Source organism: Pigmentiphaga soli, assembly GCF_039541095.1.
Classification (GTDB): domain Bacteria; phylum Pseudomonadota; class Gammaproteobacteria; order Burkholderiales; family Burkholderiaceae_B; genus Pigmentiphaga; species Pigmentiphaga soli.
The window spans coordinates 183,120-198,880 of the sequence record NZ_BAABFO010000005.1 but is presented as its reverse complement, the minus strand read 5'-3'; the positions used below and the strand labels follow the sequence as shown (position 1 = coordinate 198,880).

12 protein-coding genes are annotated in these 15,761 nt (G+C 69.2%); 3 read left to right on the top strand and 9 right to left on the bottom strand.

The genetic code is table 11. From position 1 onward, the window contains the following. Window positions 1-936 carry a LysR family transcriptional regulator gene (locus ABD927_RS07280; RefSeq protein WP_345247816.1) on the bottom strand — a complete coding sequence of 312 codons (936 nt, stop codon included), beginning with the start codon at window positions 934-936 and terminating at the stop codon, window positions 1-3. Between the two features lie 180 nt (window positions 937-1,116). Between ABD927_RS07280 and ABD927_RS07275 the strand changes: the two genes are divergently transcribed. The 3 genes from ABD927_RS07275 to ABD927_RS07265 all read left to right on the top strand — a co-directional run bounded on the left by ABD927_RS07275 (window position 1,117) and on the right by ABD927_RS07265 (window position 3,750). Next, window positions 1,117-2,088, top strand: coding sequence for a Bug family tripartite tricarboxylate transporter substrate binding protein (locus ABD927_RS07275; protein WP_345247814.1), 972 nt, complete (start codon window positions 1,117-1,119; stop codon window positions 2,086-2,088). Beyond that, window positions 2,088-2,786 carry a 4-carboxy-4-hydroxy-2-oxoadipate aldolase/oxaloacetate decarboxylase gene (locus ABD927_RS07270; RefSeq protein ID WP_345247812.1) on the top strand — a complete coding sequence of 233 codons (699 nt, stop codon included), beginning with the start codon at window positions 2,088-2,090 and terminating at the stop codon, window positions 2,784-2,786. Before ABD927_RS07275 ends, ABD927_RS07270 begins: the two co-directional genes overlap by 1 nt. Before the next feature lie 88 nt (window positions 2,787-2,874). Further along, window positions 2,875-3,750, top strand: a complete 876-nt coding sequence (locus tag ABD927_RS07265) for an amidohydrolase family protein (RefSeq protein ID WP_345247810.1) — start codon at window positions 2,875-2,877, stop codon at window positions 3,748-3,750. 72 nt (window positions 3,751-3,822) lie between these two features. On the opposite strand, the gene ABD927_RS07260 is transcribed toward ABD927_RS07265, so the two are convergent. The 8 genes from ABD927_RS07260 to rluB all read right to left on the bottom strand — a co-directional run bounded on the left by ABD927_RS07260 (window position 3,823) and on the right by rluB (window position 15,574). Next, window positions 3,823-5,043, bottom strand: coding sequence for a urate hydroxylase PuuD (locus ABD927_RS07260; protein ID WP_345247808.1), 1,221 nt, complete (start codon window positions 5,041-5,043; stop codon window positions 3,823-3,825). 227 nt (window positions 5,044-5,270) lie between these two features. After that, complete coding sequence (gene typA / locus ABD927_RS07255) at window positions 5,271-7,091, bottom strand: translational GTPase TypA (RefSeq protein WP_345247806.1); 1,821 nt, start codon at window positions 7,089-7,091, stop codon at window positions 5,271-5,273. After that, window positions 7,088-8,062: a tRNA pseudouridine(55) synthase TruB gene (truB, locus tag ABD927_RS07250; protein ID WP_345247804.1), complete on the bottom strand. Its 975-nt coding sequence runs from the start codon at window positions 8,060-8,062 to the stop codon at window positions 7,088-7,090. The genes typA and truB overlap by 4 nt, the downstream gene beginning before the upstream one ends. Before the next feature lie 30 nt (window positions 8,063-8,092). Next, on the bottom strand, window positions 8,093-8,563 hold the full coding sequence (gene rbfA, locus ABD927_RS07245; RefSeq protein ID WP_345247802.1) for a 30S ribosome-binding factor RbfA: 471 nt from the start codon (window positions 8,561-8,563) through the stop codon (window positions 8,093-8,095). A gap of 21 nt (window positions 8,564-8,584) precedes the next feature. Beyond that, window positions 8,585-11,521: a translation initiation factor IF-2 gene (infB, locus tag ABD927_RS07240; RefSeq protein ID WP_345247800.1), complete on the bottom strand. Its 2,937-nt coding sequence runs from the start codon at window positions 11,519-11,521 to the stop codon at window positions 8,585-8,587. Between the two features lie 43 nt (window positions 11,522-11,564). Then, a complete protein-coding gene (gene nusA, locus ABD927_RS07235) occupies window positions 11,565-13,043 on the bottom strand; it encodes a transcription termination factor NusA (RefSeq protein ID WP_345247798.1) in 1,479 nt (492 codons plus the stop codon). Beyond that, window positions 13,040-13,555, bottom strand: coding sequence for a ribosome maturation factor RimP (gene rimP, locus ABD927_RS07230; protein WP_345247796.1), 516 nt, complete (start codon window positions 13,553-13,555; stop codon window positions 13,040-13,042). Before rimP ends, nusA begins: the two co-directional genes overlap by 4 nt. Before the next feature lie 429 nt (window positions 13,556-13,984). Continuing rightward, window positions 13,985-15,574 carry a 23S rRNA pseudouridine(2605) synthase RluB gene (gene rluB / locus ABD927_RS07225; protein WP_425570207.1) on the bottom strand — a complete coding sequence of 530 codons (1,590 nt, stop codon included), beginning with the start codon at window positions 15,572-15,574 and terminating at the stop codon, window positions 13,985-13,987. Between the last annotated feature and the right edge of the window lie 187 nt (window positions 15,575-15,761).

Sequence of the window (15,761 nt, the reverse complement as noted above, 5' to 3'; positions counted from 1 at the left end):
TCAGGCACGCGATGCATGGCGCGGCGCGGCGTCGCCCATCAGGATGCCGCCGGCGATCTGCTGGCGAATCAGCTCCAGCGTGGCGCCGGCCAGCCGCGTGAGCGGCCGCTGCGCGGAAGTGGCGATCATCAGCCGGCACGGCAGCGTGGGCGCGACGATGTGCGCGGCGCGCAGCGCGGGCCGGTGGCCGCGGCCGGCGATGGCGTTGCGCGACAGCACCGCATAGCCCATGCCGCGGTCTACCAGGTCGAGCAGCGATTCGATCGAATCGACCTCCAGCGCGATGTTCAGCGGGATGCCGAGACGCGTGCATTCCAGTTCGAACAGATTGCGGATGGCGTTGGGCTGGCCCGGCGCGATCAGCGGGTAGCGGCCCAGGTCGCGCATGCGCACGCTGGCCGGCAGTGGCTTGCCGTCGGGCTGGCGGGTGCCGATCAGGTACAGGTCTTCGGCCCATATGGGTTCCAGCGTGATCTGCTGGTTGCCCGGCGGGTTGTAGAGCAGCGCGAAATCGATGCGGCCCAGCAGCAGCCCTTCCTGCATGGGCAGCGACAGCGCCTCCACCACGCCCAGGGAGGCCTTCGGGAAGGCGGCGCGAAAGCGCGTGACCATGTCGACCGTAATGGCCTTGCCGACGCTGGGCGGGATGCCCACCACCACCTTGCCCGACGGCGCGCCGCGCTGTTCCTCGATCTCCTGGCGCGCCAGCCGCACCTGGTGCAAAATGCCCCGCCCGCGCTCGAGCAGGCGACGGCCGGCGTCGGTGGGCGTGACCCCGCGGCCGTTGCGTTCGAGCAGGTGTTCCTTCAGCTCGACCTCGAGCTGCCTGACGTGGCGGCTGACCACCGGCTGCGACAAATGCAGCGAGATCGCGGCGCGGGTGACGCTGCCGAACTCCACCACCCTGACGAAACATTCGAGCTGCCTGAGGTCCATGGGCGCGACCGTCCATTCATGTGTTTAAAGCATAACAGCTAGTTCCGATTTGCCGTTTTCGTGGGCTCGGAACGCGCCAAAATGCCCCAAAATCGTCTATGCGGCATCGTGCCGCCACAGAACGGGCCCCGCAGGCGGCGTGCCGCCTCTTGCTGCGCTCTCTTCAACACGAGGAAGACAATGAATCGCTCCCTGCTCGCTCGCCTGATTGCAGGCGCCACGCTGGGGCTGGCCGCCGTTGCCGGCGCCCATGCCCAGGAATTCCCCACCAAGCCGCTGCGCGTGATCGTGCCCTTCGGGCCCGGCGGCGTGGCCGACGTCACGGCGCGCATCGTCGCCGAAGGCCTGGCCGCCAAGCTCGGCAAGCCGGTCGTGATCGAGAACATGCCCAGCGCCGGCGGCATCACCGCGGCCACCAACGTGATCCGTTCCGACCCCGACGGCCACACCCTGTTCCTGGTCAGCAACCAGACCGCGGTCAGCCCCTCGCTGTTCAAGAAGCTGCCTTACGACCCGCTGAAGCAAATGACCATGGTAGGCATGGTCGGCTCGTTCGACATCGTGCTGGCCGTCGACCAGAACAGCCCGCTGAAGACCGTTAAGGACGCCATCGAGGCCGCCAAAAAGAATCCCGACCGCTTCAACATCGGCACCATCGGCGTCGGCAGCACGCAGAACCTGGCCGCCGAGATGTTCCGCAGCAGCGCCGGCATCAGCAGCCCGACCATCCCGTTCAAGTCGAGCGGCGACGTGATCAGCGCCCTGCGCGGCAACAACATCCAGGCGCTGTTCGAAACGCTGCCGGCCGTGATCGGCCAGATCAAGAGCGGCAACATGCGCGTGCTCGGCGTGGCCGCCGCCAAGCCCAATCCGCTGCTGCCCGGCGTGCCGCTGATCAAGGATACGGTGCCCGGCTACGAGGCGGTGTCGTGGAACGGCTTCGCGGCCCCGGCCGGCGTTCCGGCCCCGGTCATCGCCAAGCTGAACACGGCGATCAAGGAAGTGGTGAACGATCCCGTCTACCAGAAGAAGCTGGTCGACCAGGGCCTGCAGCCGCAAACCAACAGCCCGCAGGAATTCCAGGCCTTCCTGGCCAGCGAAATCGCCAAGTGGGCCAAGGTGATCGACACCGCCAAGATCGAGAAGCAATAATGCTCGGCATCGTCGTAAGGAACAAGCCCGCCCTGCCCGCCGGCGCGGCCGACAAGCTGGCCGCCCAGGGCGTTTCCACCGTCCATGAAGCCTATGGCCGCCTGGGCCTGATGCAGCCGTACATGCGGCCGATCTACCCCGGCGCGTCGATCGCCGGGCCGGCGGTCACCGTGCTGGCGCAGCCGGGCGACAACTGGATGCTGCACGTCGCGGTCGAACAATGCGCGCCGGGCGACATCCTGGTGGTTGCCTGCACCACGGCCAACACCGACGGCATGTTCGGCGACCTGCTGGCCACGTCGCTGAAGGCGCGCGGCGTGCGCGGGCTGGTGATCGACGCCGGCGTGCGCGACGTCGCCACGCTCACCGGGATGGGCTTTCCGGTCTGGTCGCGAGCGATCAGTTCCAAGGGCACGGTCAAGGCCACGCTCGGCTCGATCAACGTGCCGGTGGTGTGCGCCGGCGCGCTGGTCAACCCGGGCGACGCCATCGTGGCCGACGACGACGGCGTGGTGGTCATTCCCAACGCCAGCGTCGCGGCCGTGGTCGAAAAGGCCGACAAGCGCATCCGCGACGAGGCCGGCAAGCGCGAGCGGCTGGCCGCCGGCGAACTGGGCCTGGACATGTACAAGATGCGGCCCCAGCTCGAAGCCGCCGGCCTGCGCTACGTCGACTCGCTCGACGAGCTGCGCGGCTGAGGCACGAGCGGCCCGCCGCGGCTGGTTATTCCCGACGCCGCCGCCCGCAGGGCTGCGGCCTTTCCTGTTTCAATGTGAGTCCATCGCCATGAAGACCTGCGCTCCTCCCGATCCGAATCCGGTCAAGCCGCGCGAGGCGCTGCCTGCGGGCGCCTGCGACGCGCACTGCCACGTGTTCGGCCCCGCCGACCGTTTCCCCTACGCGCCCGACCGCAGCTACACGCCGCCCGACGCGCCGTTCGAGCGCCTGCGCGCGCTGCACGACTGGCTGGGCCTGTCGCGCGCCGTGATCGTGCAGGCCAGCTGCCACGGCTCCGACAACACCGCCATGCTCGACGCCATCGCCCGCAGCGAAGGCCGCTACCTGGGCGTGGCCATCGTCGACGGCAGCGAAACCGACGAGCAACTGGCCGACCTGCATGCGGGCGGCGTGCGCGCGGTGCGCTTCAACTTCGTGCAGCACCTGGGCGGCGCGCCCGACCTCGAGGTGTTCGACAAGACCATCGAGCGCCTGGGGCCCCTGGGCTGGCACGTCGTGCTGCATCTGGACGCCGAAGACATCCTGACCTACAGCGACCGCATCAATCGCATCAAGGTGCCTTTCGTGATCGACCACATGGGCCGCGTGCAGGCTGCCAAGGGACTCGACCAGAAGCCGTTCCAGAGCCTGCTGGAACTGATGCGCAATCCGCTGGCCTGGGTCAAGGTGTGCGGCGGCGAACGCGTGTCGGTCGGCAAGCGGCCGTTCACCGACGCCATCCCCTTCGCCAGCCGGCTGATCGAGGCCGCGCCCGACCGCGTGCTGTGGGGCACCGACTGGCCGCACCCGAACATCTCGAAAGACATGCCGAACGACGGCGAACTGGTCAATCTGATGCTCGACTTCTGCCCGGATCCGGCCCTGCGCCACAAGCTGCTGGTGGAGAACCCGCAGCGCCTGTACGGCTTTCCGCCGGTCGCCTGACCCGGACGGCCGGCGCCATGCGTGCCGGCCGGCGCCGGATCCCGCCGCGTCCTGCCCCCGGGACGCCCCTTCTCAGCCGCCGGGCGTCCCGCCCGGCGGCAGCGGCGCGCCGGCCGCGAACCAGCGGCCAAGCAGCGCCCGTTCTTCCTCCGTCATGCCGGTGGCGTTGTTCAGCGGCATCGTCTTCTGCATCACCGCCTGCTGGTAGACCATCTGCGCGTGCGCCTTGAGCTGTCCGGGCGTATCGAGCCGCACGCCCTTGTTGGCCAGTTGCGCGTTGTGGCAGACCACGCAGCGCCGGGCCACCGCCTGCTGCACGAGGCCCGCGTCCGCGGCGGAAAACGGGACGGCGGCGGCCGGGGCCGGCTGGTTCGCCAGCCCGGGCGGCGCCACCCAGGCGGCCACTGCCAGCAGCAGCGCCACGCCGCCGGCCGGATACCACGGATTGGTCACGCCCTTGTGGCGCAGCACGAAAAACTGCCGGATCAGCGCCCCGGCCAGCATCACCGCCGCCAGCACCAGCCAGTTGTGGCGCGCCGAATAGACCATGGCATAGTGGTTGGACAGCATCGCGAACAGCACCGGCAGCGTCAGGTAGGTGTTGTGCACGCTGCGCTGCTTGCCCAGTTCGCCATGGATCGGGTCCACCGGCTCGCCCGCCCGCATCGCTTCCACCACCTTGCGCTGGCCCGGGATGATGACCATCAGCACGTTGCCCGACATGATGGTGGCGATCATCGCCCCCACCAGCAGGAAGGCGGCGCGGCCGGCGAACAACTGACAGGCCAGCCAGGCCGCCAGCGCCACGAAGGCGGCCACGGCCAGGCCCACCTTGCGGCCGGCGCGCGGGCCGTTGCCGGCGATGCGGCAGACCGCGTCGTACGCCACCCACCCCACCGCCAGGAAGCACAGCGCCGCCGTCACCGCGGCCACCGGGCCCCAGTCGAATACGTTGCGGTCGATCAGGTAGGTGCTGGCGTTGCACAGGTACAGCACCGTGAACAGGGCGAAGCCCGACATCCAGGTGAAGTAGCTTTCCCAGTAGAACCAGTGCAGGTCCTGCGGCAGGGTGGCGGGCGCCACCATGTACTTCTGGGGATTGTAGAAACCGCCGCCGTGCACCGCCCACAGTTCGCCGGCCACGCCCTGCCGCAGCAGTGCAGGGTCCTGCGGCCGCACGAGGTGGTTGTCGAGCCAGACGAAATAGAAGGAGGAACCGATCCAGGCGATGGCGGTGATGACGTGCAGCCAGCGCAGCAGCAGATTGGCCCAGTCGAGGATGTAGGCTTGCATGCCGTTCCCGGGGAGACAATCCGCTCACCACTGCGGGCGCTGTGAGCTTGACGGGTCGCGACCAGAATGAAGCACCGCGGCGACCGTGGCCGGCGGCGGGCGCCGCCGGCTCAAGCGGTAATGTTCTCCGACGGGAAACGGGATGTCAACGTATCCGCCCCGGCGGGCGGGCCGCCGGGCACGGAACGCGGCAAATGCGAGACGCAGGCGCCGTGCGGCGCCCGGCGTCAGGCCGCTTCGCGGCTGGCGCGCTTGCGGTCGTGTTCCTTCAGGTGGCGCTTGCGCAGCCGGATGTTCTTCGGCGTGATCTCGACCAGTTCGTCGTCGGCGATGAACTCCACCGCGTATTCCAGCGACAGCTGGATCGGCGGCACCAGGCGCACGGCCTCGTCCGTGCCGGAGGCGCGGACGTTGGTCAGCTGCTTGCCCTTGATCGGGTTGACGACCAGATCGTTGTCGCGGCTGTGGATGCCGATGATCATGCCTTCGTACAACGCCTCGCCGGGGCTGACGAACATGCGGCCGCGGTCCTGCAGCTTCCACAGCGCGTAGGCCACGGCGTCGCCGTCTTCCTGGCTGATCAGCACGCCGTTGTGGCGCTCGCCCAGGCCGCCTTCGCGCACCGGGGCGTATTCGTCGAACACGTGGCTGATCAGGCCGGTGCCGCGGGTCATGGTCAGGAATTCGCCCTGGAAGCCGATCAGCCCGCGCGCCGGGATGCGGTATTCCAGCCGGGTGCGGCCCTTGCCGTCGGAAGCCATGTCGAGCAGTTCGCCCTTGCGGCGGCCCAGCTCTTCCATCACCGCGCCCTGGTGGCCGTCTTCGACGTCGACCGTCAGCATTTCGAACGGCTCGTGGCGCACGCCGTCGATTTCCTTGTAGACCACGCGCGGCCGCGACACGGCCAGCTCGTAGCCTTCGCGGCGCATGTTCTCCAGCAGGATGGTCAGGTGCAGTTCGCCGCGGCCCGACACCTCGAAAATCGTGTCGTCGCCGGTGTCCTTGACCCGCAGCGCCACGTTGGACTTCAGCTCGCGGTCGAGCCGTTCGCGCAGCTGGCGGCTGGTCACGAACTTGCCTTCGCGGCCGGCCAGCGGCGAGGTGTTCACGCAGAAGTTCATCGTCAGCGTGGGTTCGTCCACCTTCAGCATCGGCAGCGCGTCCTGCGCGTCCGGCGCGCACACCGTGCAGCCGATGCCGACTTCCTCGATGCCGTTGATCAGCACGATGTCGCCGGCCTGGGCTTCGGGCACCACCTCGCGCTCCAGGCCGCGGAACTTCAGCACCTGGTTGACGCGGCCCTTGATCGGCGCGCCCTCGGGGCCGAACTTGACCACCACGTCCTGCAGCGGCCGCACGCGCCCGCGCGAGATGCGGCCGACGCCGATCTTGCCGACGTAGCTGGAGTATTCCAGCGACACGATCTGCAATTGCAGCGGGCCTTCGGCGTCGTCGTCGCGCACCGGCACCTTGTCGAGGATGGTCTCGAACAGGGGCTGCATGTCGCCCTCGCGCACGGCGTCGGTCAGGCCGGCGTAGCCGTTCAGGCCCGAGGCGTAGACGATCGGGAAGTCGAGCTGCTCGTCGGACGCGCCCAGCTTGTCGAACAGGTCGAAGGTCTGATTGATGACCCAATCGGGCCGCGCGCCGGGGCGGTCGATCTTGTTGATCACCACGATGGGCTTCAGGCCCAGCGCCAGCGCCTTGCGGGTGACGAAGCGGGTCTGCGGCATCGGGCCTTCCACGGCGTCGACCAGCAGCAGCACGCCGTCCACCATCGACAGCACGCGCTCGACCTCGCCGCCGAAGTCGGCGTGGCCCGGGGTGTCGACGATGTTGATGTGGGTGCCGTTGTATTCGACCGCGCAGTTCTTGGCCAGGATGGTGATGCCCCGTTCCTTTTCCAGGTCGTTGGAGTCCATCACCCGTTCGGCGATCTGCTGGTTTTCGCGGAAGGTGCCCGACTGCCGCAGCAGTTGGTCCACCAGCGTGGTCTTGCCGTGGTCGACGTGGGCGATGATGGCCACGTTGCGCAATGCGCGAGTCATGTCGTTTCCTTCAAGGATATCAATCTGTCGGGCACCAGCCTGCCGCCTTCGCGGCGGGCGGTGCCCAGAAAACTGCCGTCGGCGCCGTGTACGCGCACCCGTTCGGCCGGCGCCGCGGCCTGGGGCGTTGCCATCGAAACTGCGGGACCGCCGGCGGCCGCCGGACCGGAGCCGGCAGGCCGGGCGAGGCCGATCTTCTGCCCTTGCACGAACCGTGCCGCCTGCGCCTGGTCCAGCCGCTGCACGGCCAGCGGCGCCAGCAGCGCCTCTACCGGCAGCAGCGCGGCGGCAGGCTCGGGCATGGCCTCCAGCCGTTCCAGCGTGACGGCGTCGGCCAGGCCGAAGCCCGCGGTGCGGCTGCGCCGCAGCGCGGTCAGATGCGCGCCGCAACCCAGCGCGCGGCCGATGTCCTGCGCCAGCGTGCGGATATACGTTCCCTTGCTGCAATCCACTTCCAGCCGCACCCGGTCGCCATCGGCCTCCAGCAGCCGGATGCCGTATATCGTCACCTGCCTCGGCTCGCGCTCCAGTTCGATGCCCTGCCGCGCGTACTCGTACAGCGGCCGGCCGTCGCGCTTGAGCGCGGAATACATGGGCGGCACCTGCGCGATGCTGCCGGTCAAGCGTGACAACACGTCGCGCAGTTGCGCCGCGTCGGGCCGGCGCGACGGATCCTGGCCCTCGAACGCCACCGGCAGCCCGGTGCGGTCGCCGCTGTCGGTCTCCTCGCCCAGCTTCAGTTCGGCCAGGTAGGTCTTGTCGGCGTGGAACATGTCGCCGGAAAACTTGGTCGCCTCGCCGAAGCACAACACCATCAGCCCGGTCGCGAACGGATCCAGCGTGCCCGTATGCCCCGCCTTGCGCGCGTCGAGGATGCGGCGCGCCCGCTGCAGCGCATGGTTGCTGGACAAGCCTTCCGGCTTGTCCAGCAGCAACACGCCATCGAGCGCACACCCTCGTCGGGAAGCCATCGCAATCGTCGGAAAAAAGACGTGCGCGGCTCAGCCGCGGTCGTCGGGGGCGTCGGGTTCGGCGGGCGCGATGCTGTCGCGCACGTCGGGGTCTGCCGTTTCCATCGGCGCGGCGGGCTGCACGTCGTCGGCCCGCACGCCGGGCGCGTTGGCGCGGCTGATCAGGTCATTCATCACCATCCCGCGCGACACTTGCGCATCGTGATAGAAGCGCAGCGTGGGCACGGTGTGGATGTGCAACTGCTTGAACAGCAGCGAATGCAGCCAGCCGGCCTTCTCGTTCAGCGCCGCCGCGGCGGCGTCGGGCTCCGCCCCCATCACGGTGAAATACACCTTGGCATGGGCGTAGTCGGCGCTCAACTCGACGTCGGTCAGCGTGATCAGGCCCGCGCGCCCGACGTCGAGCTCGCGCTGGATCATCTCCGCCAGATCCTTGCGGATCTGGTCGGCCAGCCGCTGGTTGCGGCCGCCGGGGAGCTTTTTCTGCCTGTGACGATTCATGAGCCAGCCTTGCGCGCCGCCTTACAGCGTGCGCGCCACTTCCTTCACTTCGAACACCTCGAGCTGGTCGCCCACCGCGATGTCGTTGTTGTTGCGCAGCGTGATGCCGCAGTCGAAACCGGCCTTGACCTCGCGCACGTCGTCCTTGAAGCGGCGCAGGGAGTCGATCTCGCCCGTCCACTGGACCACGTTGTTGCGCAGCAGGCGGACCTGCGAATTGCGGCGCACCAGGCCGTCGAGCACCATGCAGCCGGCGATGTTGCCGATGCGCGAAACGTTGTAGACCTCGCGGATCTCGACCAGGCCGATGACTTCCTCGCGCTTCTCGGGCGCCAGCATCCCCGACATGGCCGACTTCACCTCGTCGACCGCGTCGTAGATGATGTTGTAGTAGCGCACGTCGATGCCGCTGCTCTCGGCCAGCTTCTTGGCGCTGGCGTCGGCCCGCACGTTGAAGCCGATCACGACCGCCTTCGACGCGATGGCCAGGTTGATGTCGCTTTCCGAGATGCCGCCGACCGCCGCATGCACGACCTGCACCCGCACCTCGTCGGTCGACAGCTTGGTCAGCGCCTGCACCAGCGCCTCCTGCGAGCCCTGGACGTCGGTCTTGACGATCAGCGCCAGGGTCTGGGCGCCCTCGCCCATGTTGTCGAACAGCGATTCCAGCTTGGCGGCCTGCTGGCGCGCCAGCTTGACGTCGCGGAACTTGCCCTGGCGGAACAGCGCGATCTCGCGCGCCTTGCGCTCGTCGCTCAGCACCATCAGCTCGTCGCCGGCGGCCGGCACTTCGGTCAGGCCCTGGATCTCGACCGGGATCGAGGGGCCGGCGGTGGCGATCGGCTTGCCGTTTTCGTCGAGCATCGCGCGCACCCGGCCGAAGCTGGCGCCGGCCAGCACGACGTCGCCGCGCTTGAGCGTGCCGGAGGTGACCAGGATGGTGGCCACCGGGCCGCGGCCCTTGTCGAGCTTGGCTTCGATAACCAGGCCCTTGGCCGGCGAATCGACCTGCGCCTTCAGTTCCAGCACTTCGGCCTGCAGCAGCACCTGTTCGAGCAGTTCGTCGATGCCCTGGCCGGTCTTGGCCGACACCGGCACGAACGGCGAATCGCCGCCGTACTCTTCGGGCACGACCTCTTCGGCCACCAGTTCCTGCTTGACGCGGTCGGGGTTGGCATCGGGCTTGTCGATCTTGTTGATAGCGACCACGATCGGCACTCCCGCCGCCTTGGCGTGGTGGATGGCTTCCTTGGTTTGCGGCATCACGCCGTCGTCGGCCGCCACCACCAGGATGACGATGTCGGTGGCCTTGGCGCCGCGCGCGCGCATCGCCGTGAAGGCCTCGTGGCCCGGGGTGTCCAGGAAGGTCACCATGCCGCGCTCGGTTTCCACGTGGTAGGCGCCGATGTGCTGGGTGATGCCGCCGGCTTCGCCCGAGGCGACCTTGGCGCGGCGGATGTAGTCCAGCAGCGAGGTCTTGCCGTGGTCGACGTGGCCCATCACGGTCACGACCGGCGCGCGCGGCAGTTCCGGCGCCTCGGCCGCGGGCGCCTCGTCGAGGAAGGCTTCCGGGTCGTCGAGCTTGGCGGCGATCGCGGTGTGGCCGAGCTCTTCCACCACGATCATCGCGGTTTCCTGGTCCAGCACCTGGTTGATGGTGACCATCTGGCCCATCTTCATCAGCACCTTGATGACTTCGGCCGCCTTGACCGCCATCTTGTGGGCGAGGTCGGCCACCGAGATGGTCTCGGGCACGTGCACCTCGCGCACGATGGCTTCCACCGCCTGCGCCGCCTTGTGGTCCTGCTGCTGGCGGCTGTTGCGGCCGCCGCGGCCGCCGCCGCGCCAGCCGTCGCGGCTGGTGCCGGACGACGCGTCGCCGCGGGTCTTGAGGGTTTTCTTGCGGGCCGCGTCTTCCGACCAGGTGGAGGCGACCGCGCCGGTCTTGATGACCTTCTTGCCGGGCGCGGCGGGCTTGGCCTCTTCCTTCTTGGCGCCGTCCTTGGCCTCGGCGGCCGTCTTGGCCGCGGGCTTGTGCAGCGTGCCGGCGATCGGCGCGCCCGGCGCGGCGGCGGGCGCCGCGGGCGCGGGGGCCGGCGCAGGCGCGTGCATCACGCGCGGCCGGGGCCGGCTCAGCATCTCGCGCAGCGCGGCCGCTTCGGCCTCGGCGGCGCGGCGGGCCTTTTCGCGGGCCTCGTTCGCCTTGGCGTCGGCCTTGCGGATCTCGTCGGCCTTGCGGCGCGCCTCGTCGGCCTTGGCACGCGCCGCCTCCGCACTGGAGGCGGCATTGCTTACTGCTGCATCGCTCACTGCAGCCCCTCCCTCGGGCGTAGCAGGTTTGGTGTCCTGGGCCGCGGCCTTGACCGCCTGCTCCTTGGCCTTGGCGGCAGCCTCGGCCGCCGCGGCGGCCGCTTCGCGCGCCGCGCGCTCGGCGGCTTCGGCCGCCAGGCGCGCCTGTTCCTCGGCCGCGCGCAGCCGCTCCTCGGCCTCGGCGCGTTCGCGCGCCTCGGCTTCGGCCCGCTCGCGGGCAGCCGCTTCCTCGCGCTCGCTCGCCAGTTGCTCGGCTTCGAGGCGGGCGCGGTCTTCGGCCTCGGTCGCGGCGGCAGCCGCCGCGTCCTCGACGCGCACGGCGCCCGTCTCGAGTTCTGCGCCGTCGGGCGTGTCGCGCTTGATGAAGGTGCGCTTCTTGCGCACCTCGACCTGGATGGTGCGGGCCTTGCCGGTGGCATCGGACTGCTTGATCTCGGAGGTCTGCTTGCGCGTGACGGTGATCCGCTTGCGGTCTTCCGACGCGCCATGCGCACGGCGCAAGGATTCGAGCAGCTGTGCCTTGTCGCTTTCGGTGACCGTATCTTCCACCGACCTGATGCTCACACCCGCCGCACGCAGCTGCTCCAGCAGCACGTTGGCGGGCAATTTCAGCTCTGTAGCGAACTGGGCGACAGTGTTACTCGACATTCGTTTCTCTTCCCCGTTTGGCTGATCGGCGTTATGGATGGGCTCAGGCCTGCTCGAACCAGTGCGCGCGCGCACGGACGATCAATTGCCTGGCTTCTTCCTCGCCGATGCCGGTCAATTCGGTCAGCTCGTCGACGGACAGGTCCGCCAGGTCGTCGCGGGTCAGCACCTGGCCGGCGGCCAGGCTGGCCGCGAGCTCGGGCGTCATGCCCTCGAGCGTCAGCAGATCCTGCGCGGTCTCGACCCGCTCTTCCTGGGCGATGGCCTCGGTCAGCAGGGCGTTGCGCGCGCGGTTGCGCAATTCGTTGATGGTGTCTTCGTCGAACGCGTCGATCTCCAGCAGTTCCTGGATCGGCACGTAGGCGATTTCCTCCAGGCCGGTGAAACCTTCCTCGATCAGGATGTCGGCCACTTCCTGGTCGACGTCCAGCTTGCTCATGAAGGTGTCGCGCAGCGCGTTCTGCTCCTGCTGCTGCTTGGCCTGGCTTTCGTCGGGCGTCATGATGTTGATCTGCCAGCCGGTCAGCTCGGAGGCCAGGCGCACGTTCTGGCCGCTGCGGCCGATGGCGATCGCCAGGTTGTCCTCGTCGACCACGACGTCCATCGCGTGGCGGTCTTCGTCGACCACGATCGATTGCACATTGGCCGGCGCCAGCGCGCCGATCACGAACTGCGCCGGGTCTTCGGACCACAGCACGATGTCGACCTGCTCGCCGCCCAGCTCGTTGCGCACCGCCTGCACGCGCGAGCCGCGCATGCCAACGCAGGTGCCGATCGGGTCGATGCGGCGGTCGTGCGCCACCACGGCGATCTTGGCGCGCACGCCCGGATCGCGCGCGGCGCCCTTCAGTTCGAGCAGACCCTGCTCGATCTCGGGCACCTCGTTGGCGAACAGCTGGCTGATGAACAGCGGCGTGGCGCGCGACAGGATCACCTGCTGGCCGCGGGCCTGGCGGTCGATCTCTTTCACGTAGGCGCGCACGCGGTCGCCCACCCGCAGGTTCTCCTTCGGGATCATCTCGGAACGCGGCAGGCGGGCCTCGACCTTGCCGATCTCGACGATGGCGTCGCCCTTGTCCATGCGCTTGATGGTGCCGGACACGATCGACTCGCCGCGCTCGAGGAAGTCGTTAAGCAGCTGCTCGCGCTCGGCGTCGCGGATCTTCTGCAGGATGACCTGCTTGGCCGCCTGCGCGCCGATGCGGCCGAACTCGATCGGCTCCAGCGGCTCTTCGATGTATTCCTCGAGCTGGATGTCGGGCACGACCTCGCGCGCCTCGCTCAGCAGGATCTGCTGGTCGGGCAGTTGCAGTCCGGCCTCGTCGGGCACCACCTGCCAGCGGCGGAAGGCCTCGTGGTCGCCCGTCTCGCGGTCGATCGCGACGCGGATATCCACGTCTTCTTTGTAGAGCTTCTTCATGGCGGAAGCCAGGGCGCTCTCGAGCGCGCCGAACACCACGTCGCGCGTCACGTTCTTTTCGCGCGCGAGGGCGTCCACCAACAACAGAATCTCTCGGCTCATCGCTTTTTGCCCCTGAAATTCAGAACCGGATCCAGTCGGGCACGATCGATCTCGTCGAGCGTGAACCACAGCACCTGGATGTCGCCTGCTTTAGCTTCGAATTCGATGCCGAACCTGTCGGCATCCTGATTGACCTTGGCATCGGCGGCCTGGCCGCCGTCCGCCGCTTCCGTTTCCGGGAGCACCAGCGTGCCCGTGAAAACCTTGCGCCCGTCGAGCGCGGCCCGCAGCCGGATCTCGGCCCGCTCGCCGGCGAACCGGCGAAAATCGGCCGCCCTGCGCAGTGGCCGGTCGGTGCCGGGCGACCCGACCTCGAGCCGGGCGTAATCGATGTTCTCGACTTCGTACACGCGGGAGAGCTGGCGCGAGACTTTCTCGCAATCCTCGATCCTGACGCCGCCTTCGCGGTCGATCGTGACACGCAACAGGCCTTGTCCGGCGCGTTCGACGTCGACCAGTTCGACGCCTAACCCGGCCAGGGATTGCTCGGTGAGCTCGAAAATATCTGCCATGCCTCGTTCAGCGACCTCGCCACATACGCGCGGCGGCATCGCTGCGCGTGGATCGCACCCGCGGCGGCGATGCCTGCCGCATGCCTGAAAAACAAAAAAAAATGGGCTGTCCCGTCCAGCCCATTTTGCGACATCACCCCGGAGCCCATGGACCGCGGCGCGGTGTTACCGCGCAGCCAGCGGCTGTATGAGCCCCTGGCCATCGCCCCCTGCGATACGCCGCGGGGCGCGGACGGAACCGGAATTTGCCTGTACCAACTTGCTTGTACGTTTGCGCGGAACACGGCTTACGACCGCTGGCCGGGTTCGCGGCAGCCCACCGCCGCGCATCGGTAGCAATGCTACTTGCAAAAACGCAAGTGTTTAGCTTGTGAATGTTACGCCAATCCAGGCTTTATTTCAAGCCGGTCCCAGGGGAATGTGGCCTGGCTACGACCGGCCGCGGCGATTGCGCGTAACGCCCGCGAAGGCCAGCTGCGACTCGTGGGCCGCGGCGCCGCGCGGCTGGCGCTCGTCTGCGCCGCGCGGCTGCTTGGCGGCGCGGGGGGCGCGCCGAGGGCCTTCGCCCTGGGGCGCCGGGCCGCGCGGGTTGCGGCCGCCGCGCGCCTGCGGCGCGCCGGCCGCCTGGGGCTGGACATTCGGGTTGCGCCGGCCGCGCTGCTTGGCCGGCCGCGCACCATTGCCGTTGCCGCGCCCCTTGCCGCCGCCGTGCGGGTGGCCATTGGGCAGGCCGCCGGCAAAGCTGAGCCCGGTGCCGTAGGGGTCGGACGGAAAGACCTGGTTGGAGACGACCGCCGCCGGACGGGCGCCGCCCTGGACCTTGCCCTTGCGGCCGATGCGGGCGCCGTGCATGCCGTTGCGCTCCAGGGTGCCGAAGCCCGGCGGCAGCGCGCCTTCGTGCGTCAGCGGCTGGGCGCTGCGGCCGCGGCGGCCGCCGGATTCGTCGTCGTCGGCCTTGATCAGGCCGAGCTGGACCTGCATCGCCGTCACCAGCGACGAATCCAGCTCTTCCCAGCGGCCGCGCCGCAGGCCGCGCGGCAGCACGATGTCGCCGAAACGGGTGCGCAACAGGCGGCTGACCACCACGCCCTGGGATTCGAACATGCGCCGCACCTCGCGGTTGCGGCCTTCCTGCAGGGTGACGCGGTACCAGCGGTTGCTGCCGTCGCCGCCCAGGTATTCGAGCGAACTAAAGGCGGCCGGGCCGTCTTCCAGCTGGATGCCGGCCAGCAGCGCGGCGCGCTGTTCCTCGGTCAACTCGCCCAGCACGCGCACCGCGTATTCGCGTTCGGTGCCGTAGCGCGGATGCATCAGGCGGTTGGCGAGGTCGCCGGAGGTGGTGAAGATCAGCAGCCCTTCGGTGTTCAGGTCGAGCCGGCCGATGGAAATCCACTTGCCGTTCTTGATCTTGGGCAGCCGGCCGAACACCGTGGGACGGCCGTCGGGGTCGTCCTGGGTGACGATTTCGCCGGCCGGCTTGTGGTAGAGCACCACGCGCGGCGGGCGCGACTGGTGGCGGCGCTGCACCAGCTTGCCATTGACGCGCACCTGGTCGCTGGGCGCCACCCGCTGGCCGATGTGGGCCGGCTCGCCGTTGACCGACACGCGGCCGGCCACGATCAGCTCTTCCATTTCGCGGCGCGAACCGATGCCGGCGTCGGCCAGCACCTTGTGCAGCTTGGGCATGACCGCTTCGCTGGCCAGATACTTGCCCAGCCGGCGCTTCAGGTCGGGCGCCTTCTCCAGGTAGGCCAGCGCCTGCTCGGCTTCCTTCTCGGCCGCGCGCTGTTCTTCGGGCGACAGTTCCGGCAGCGGTGCCTCGGCCGCCTCGCCTTCGGCCTGCTGCTCGGGCCGCGGCTTGCGCCCGCCGGCGCGGCGGCCGCCCTTGGCGCCGTGGCCCGCGCCCGGCTGGCCCGCATTCGGCTGGCGCTGCCGGCGGCCGCCCTTGGCCCCGCCGGCCGGCCCGGCGGCCATATCCGCCGCGGCGCCCGGCACGCCTTCGGGGGCGGCGGCCGGCATGGCTTCGCCGTCGGCCCTGCCGCCGTCGGCCCGGCCCGCATCCGTCTCGGCGCCGGGCTCGTCTGCCGGGCGCCGGCGACGGAAGGGCGTGCGCAGGCTGCGCCTTCCACGTGCCTTGTCGGACGTGGCCTTGGCCTCGGCGGATGCCTCGGATTGGCCGAAACCATCGGACAAGGGCATATCGTGC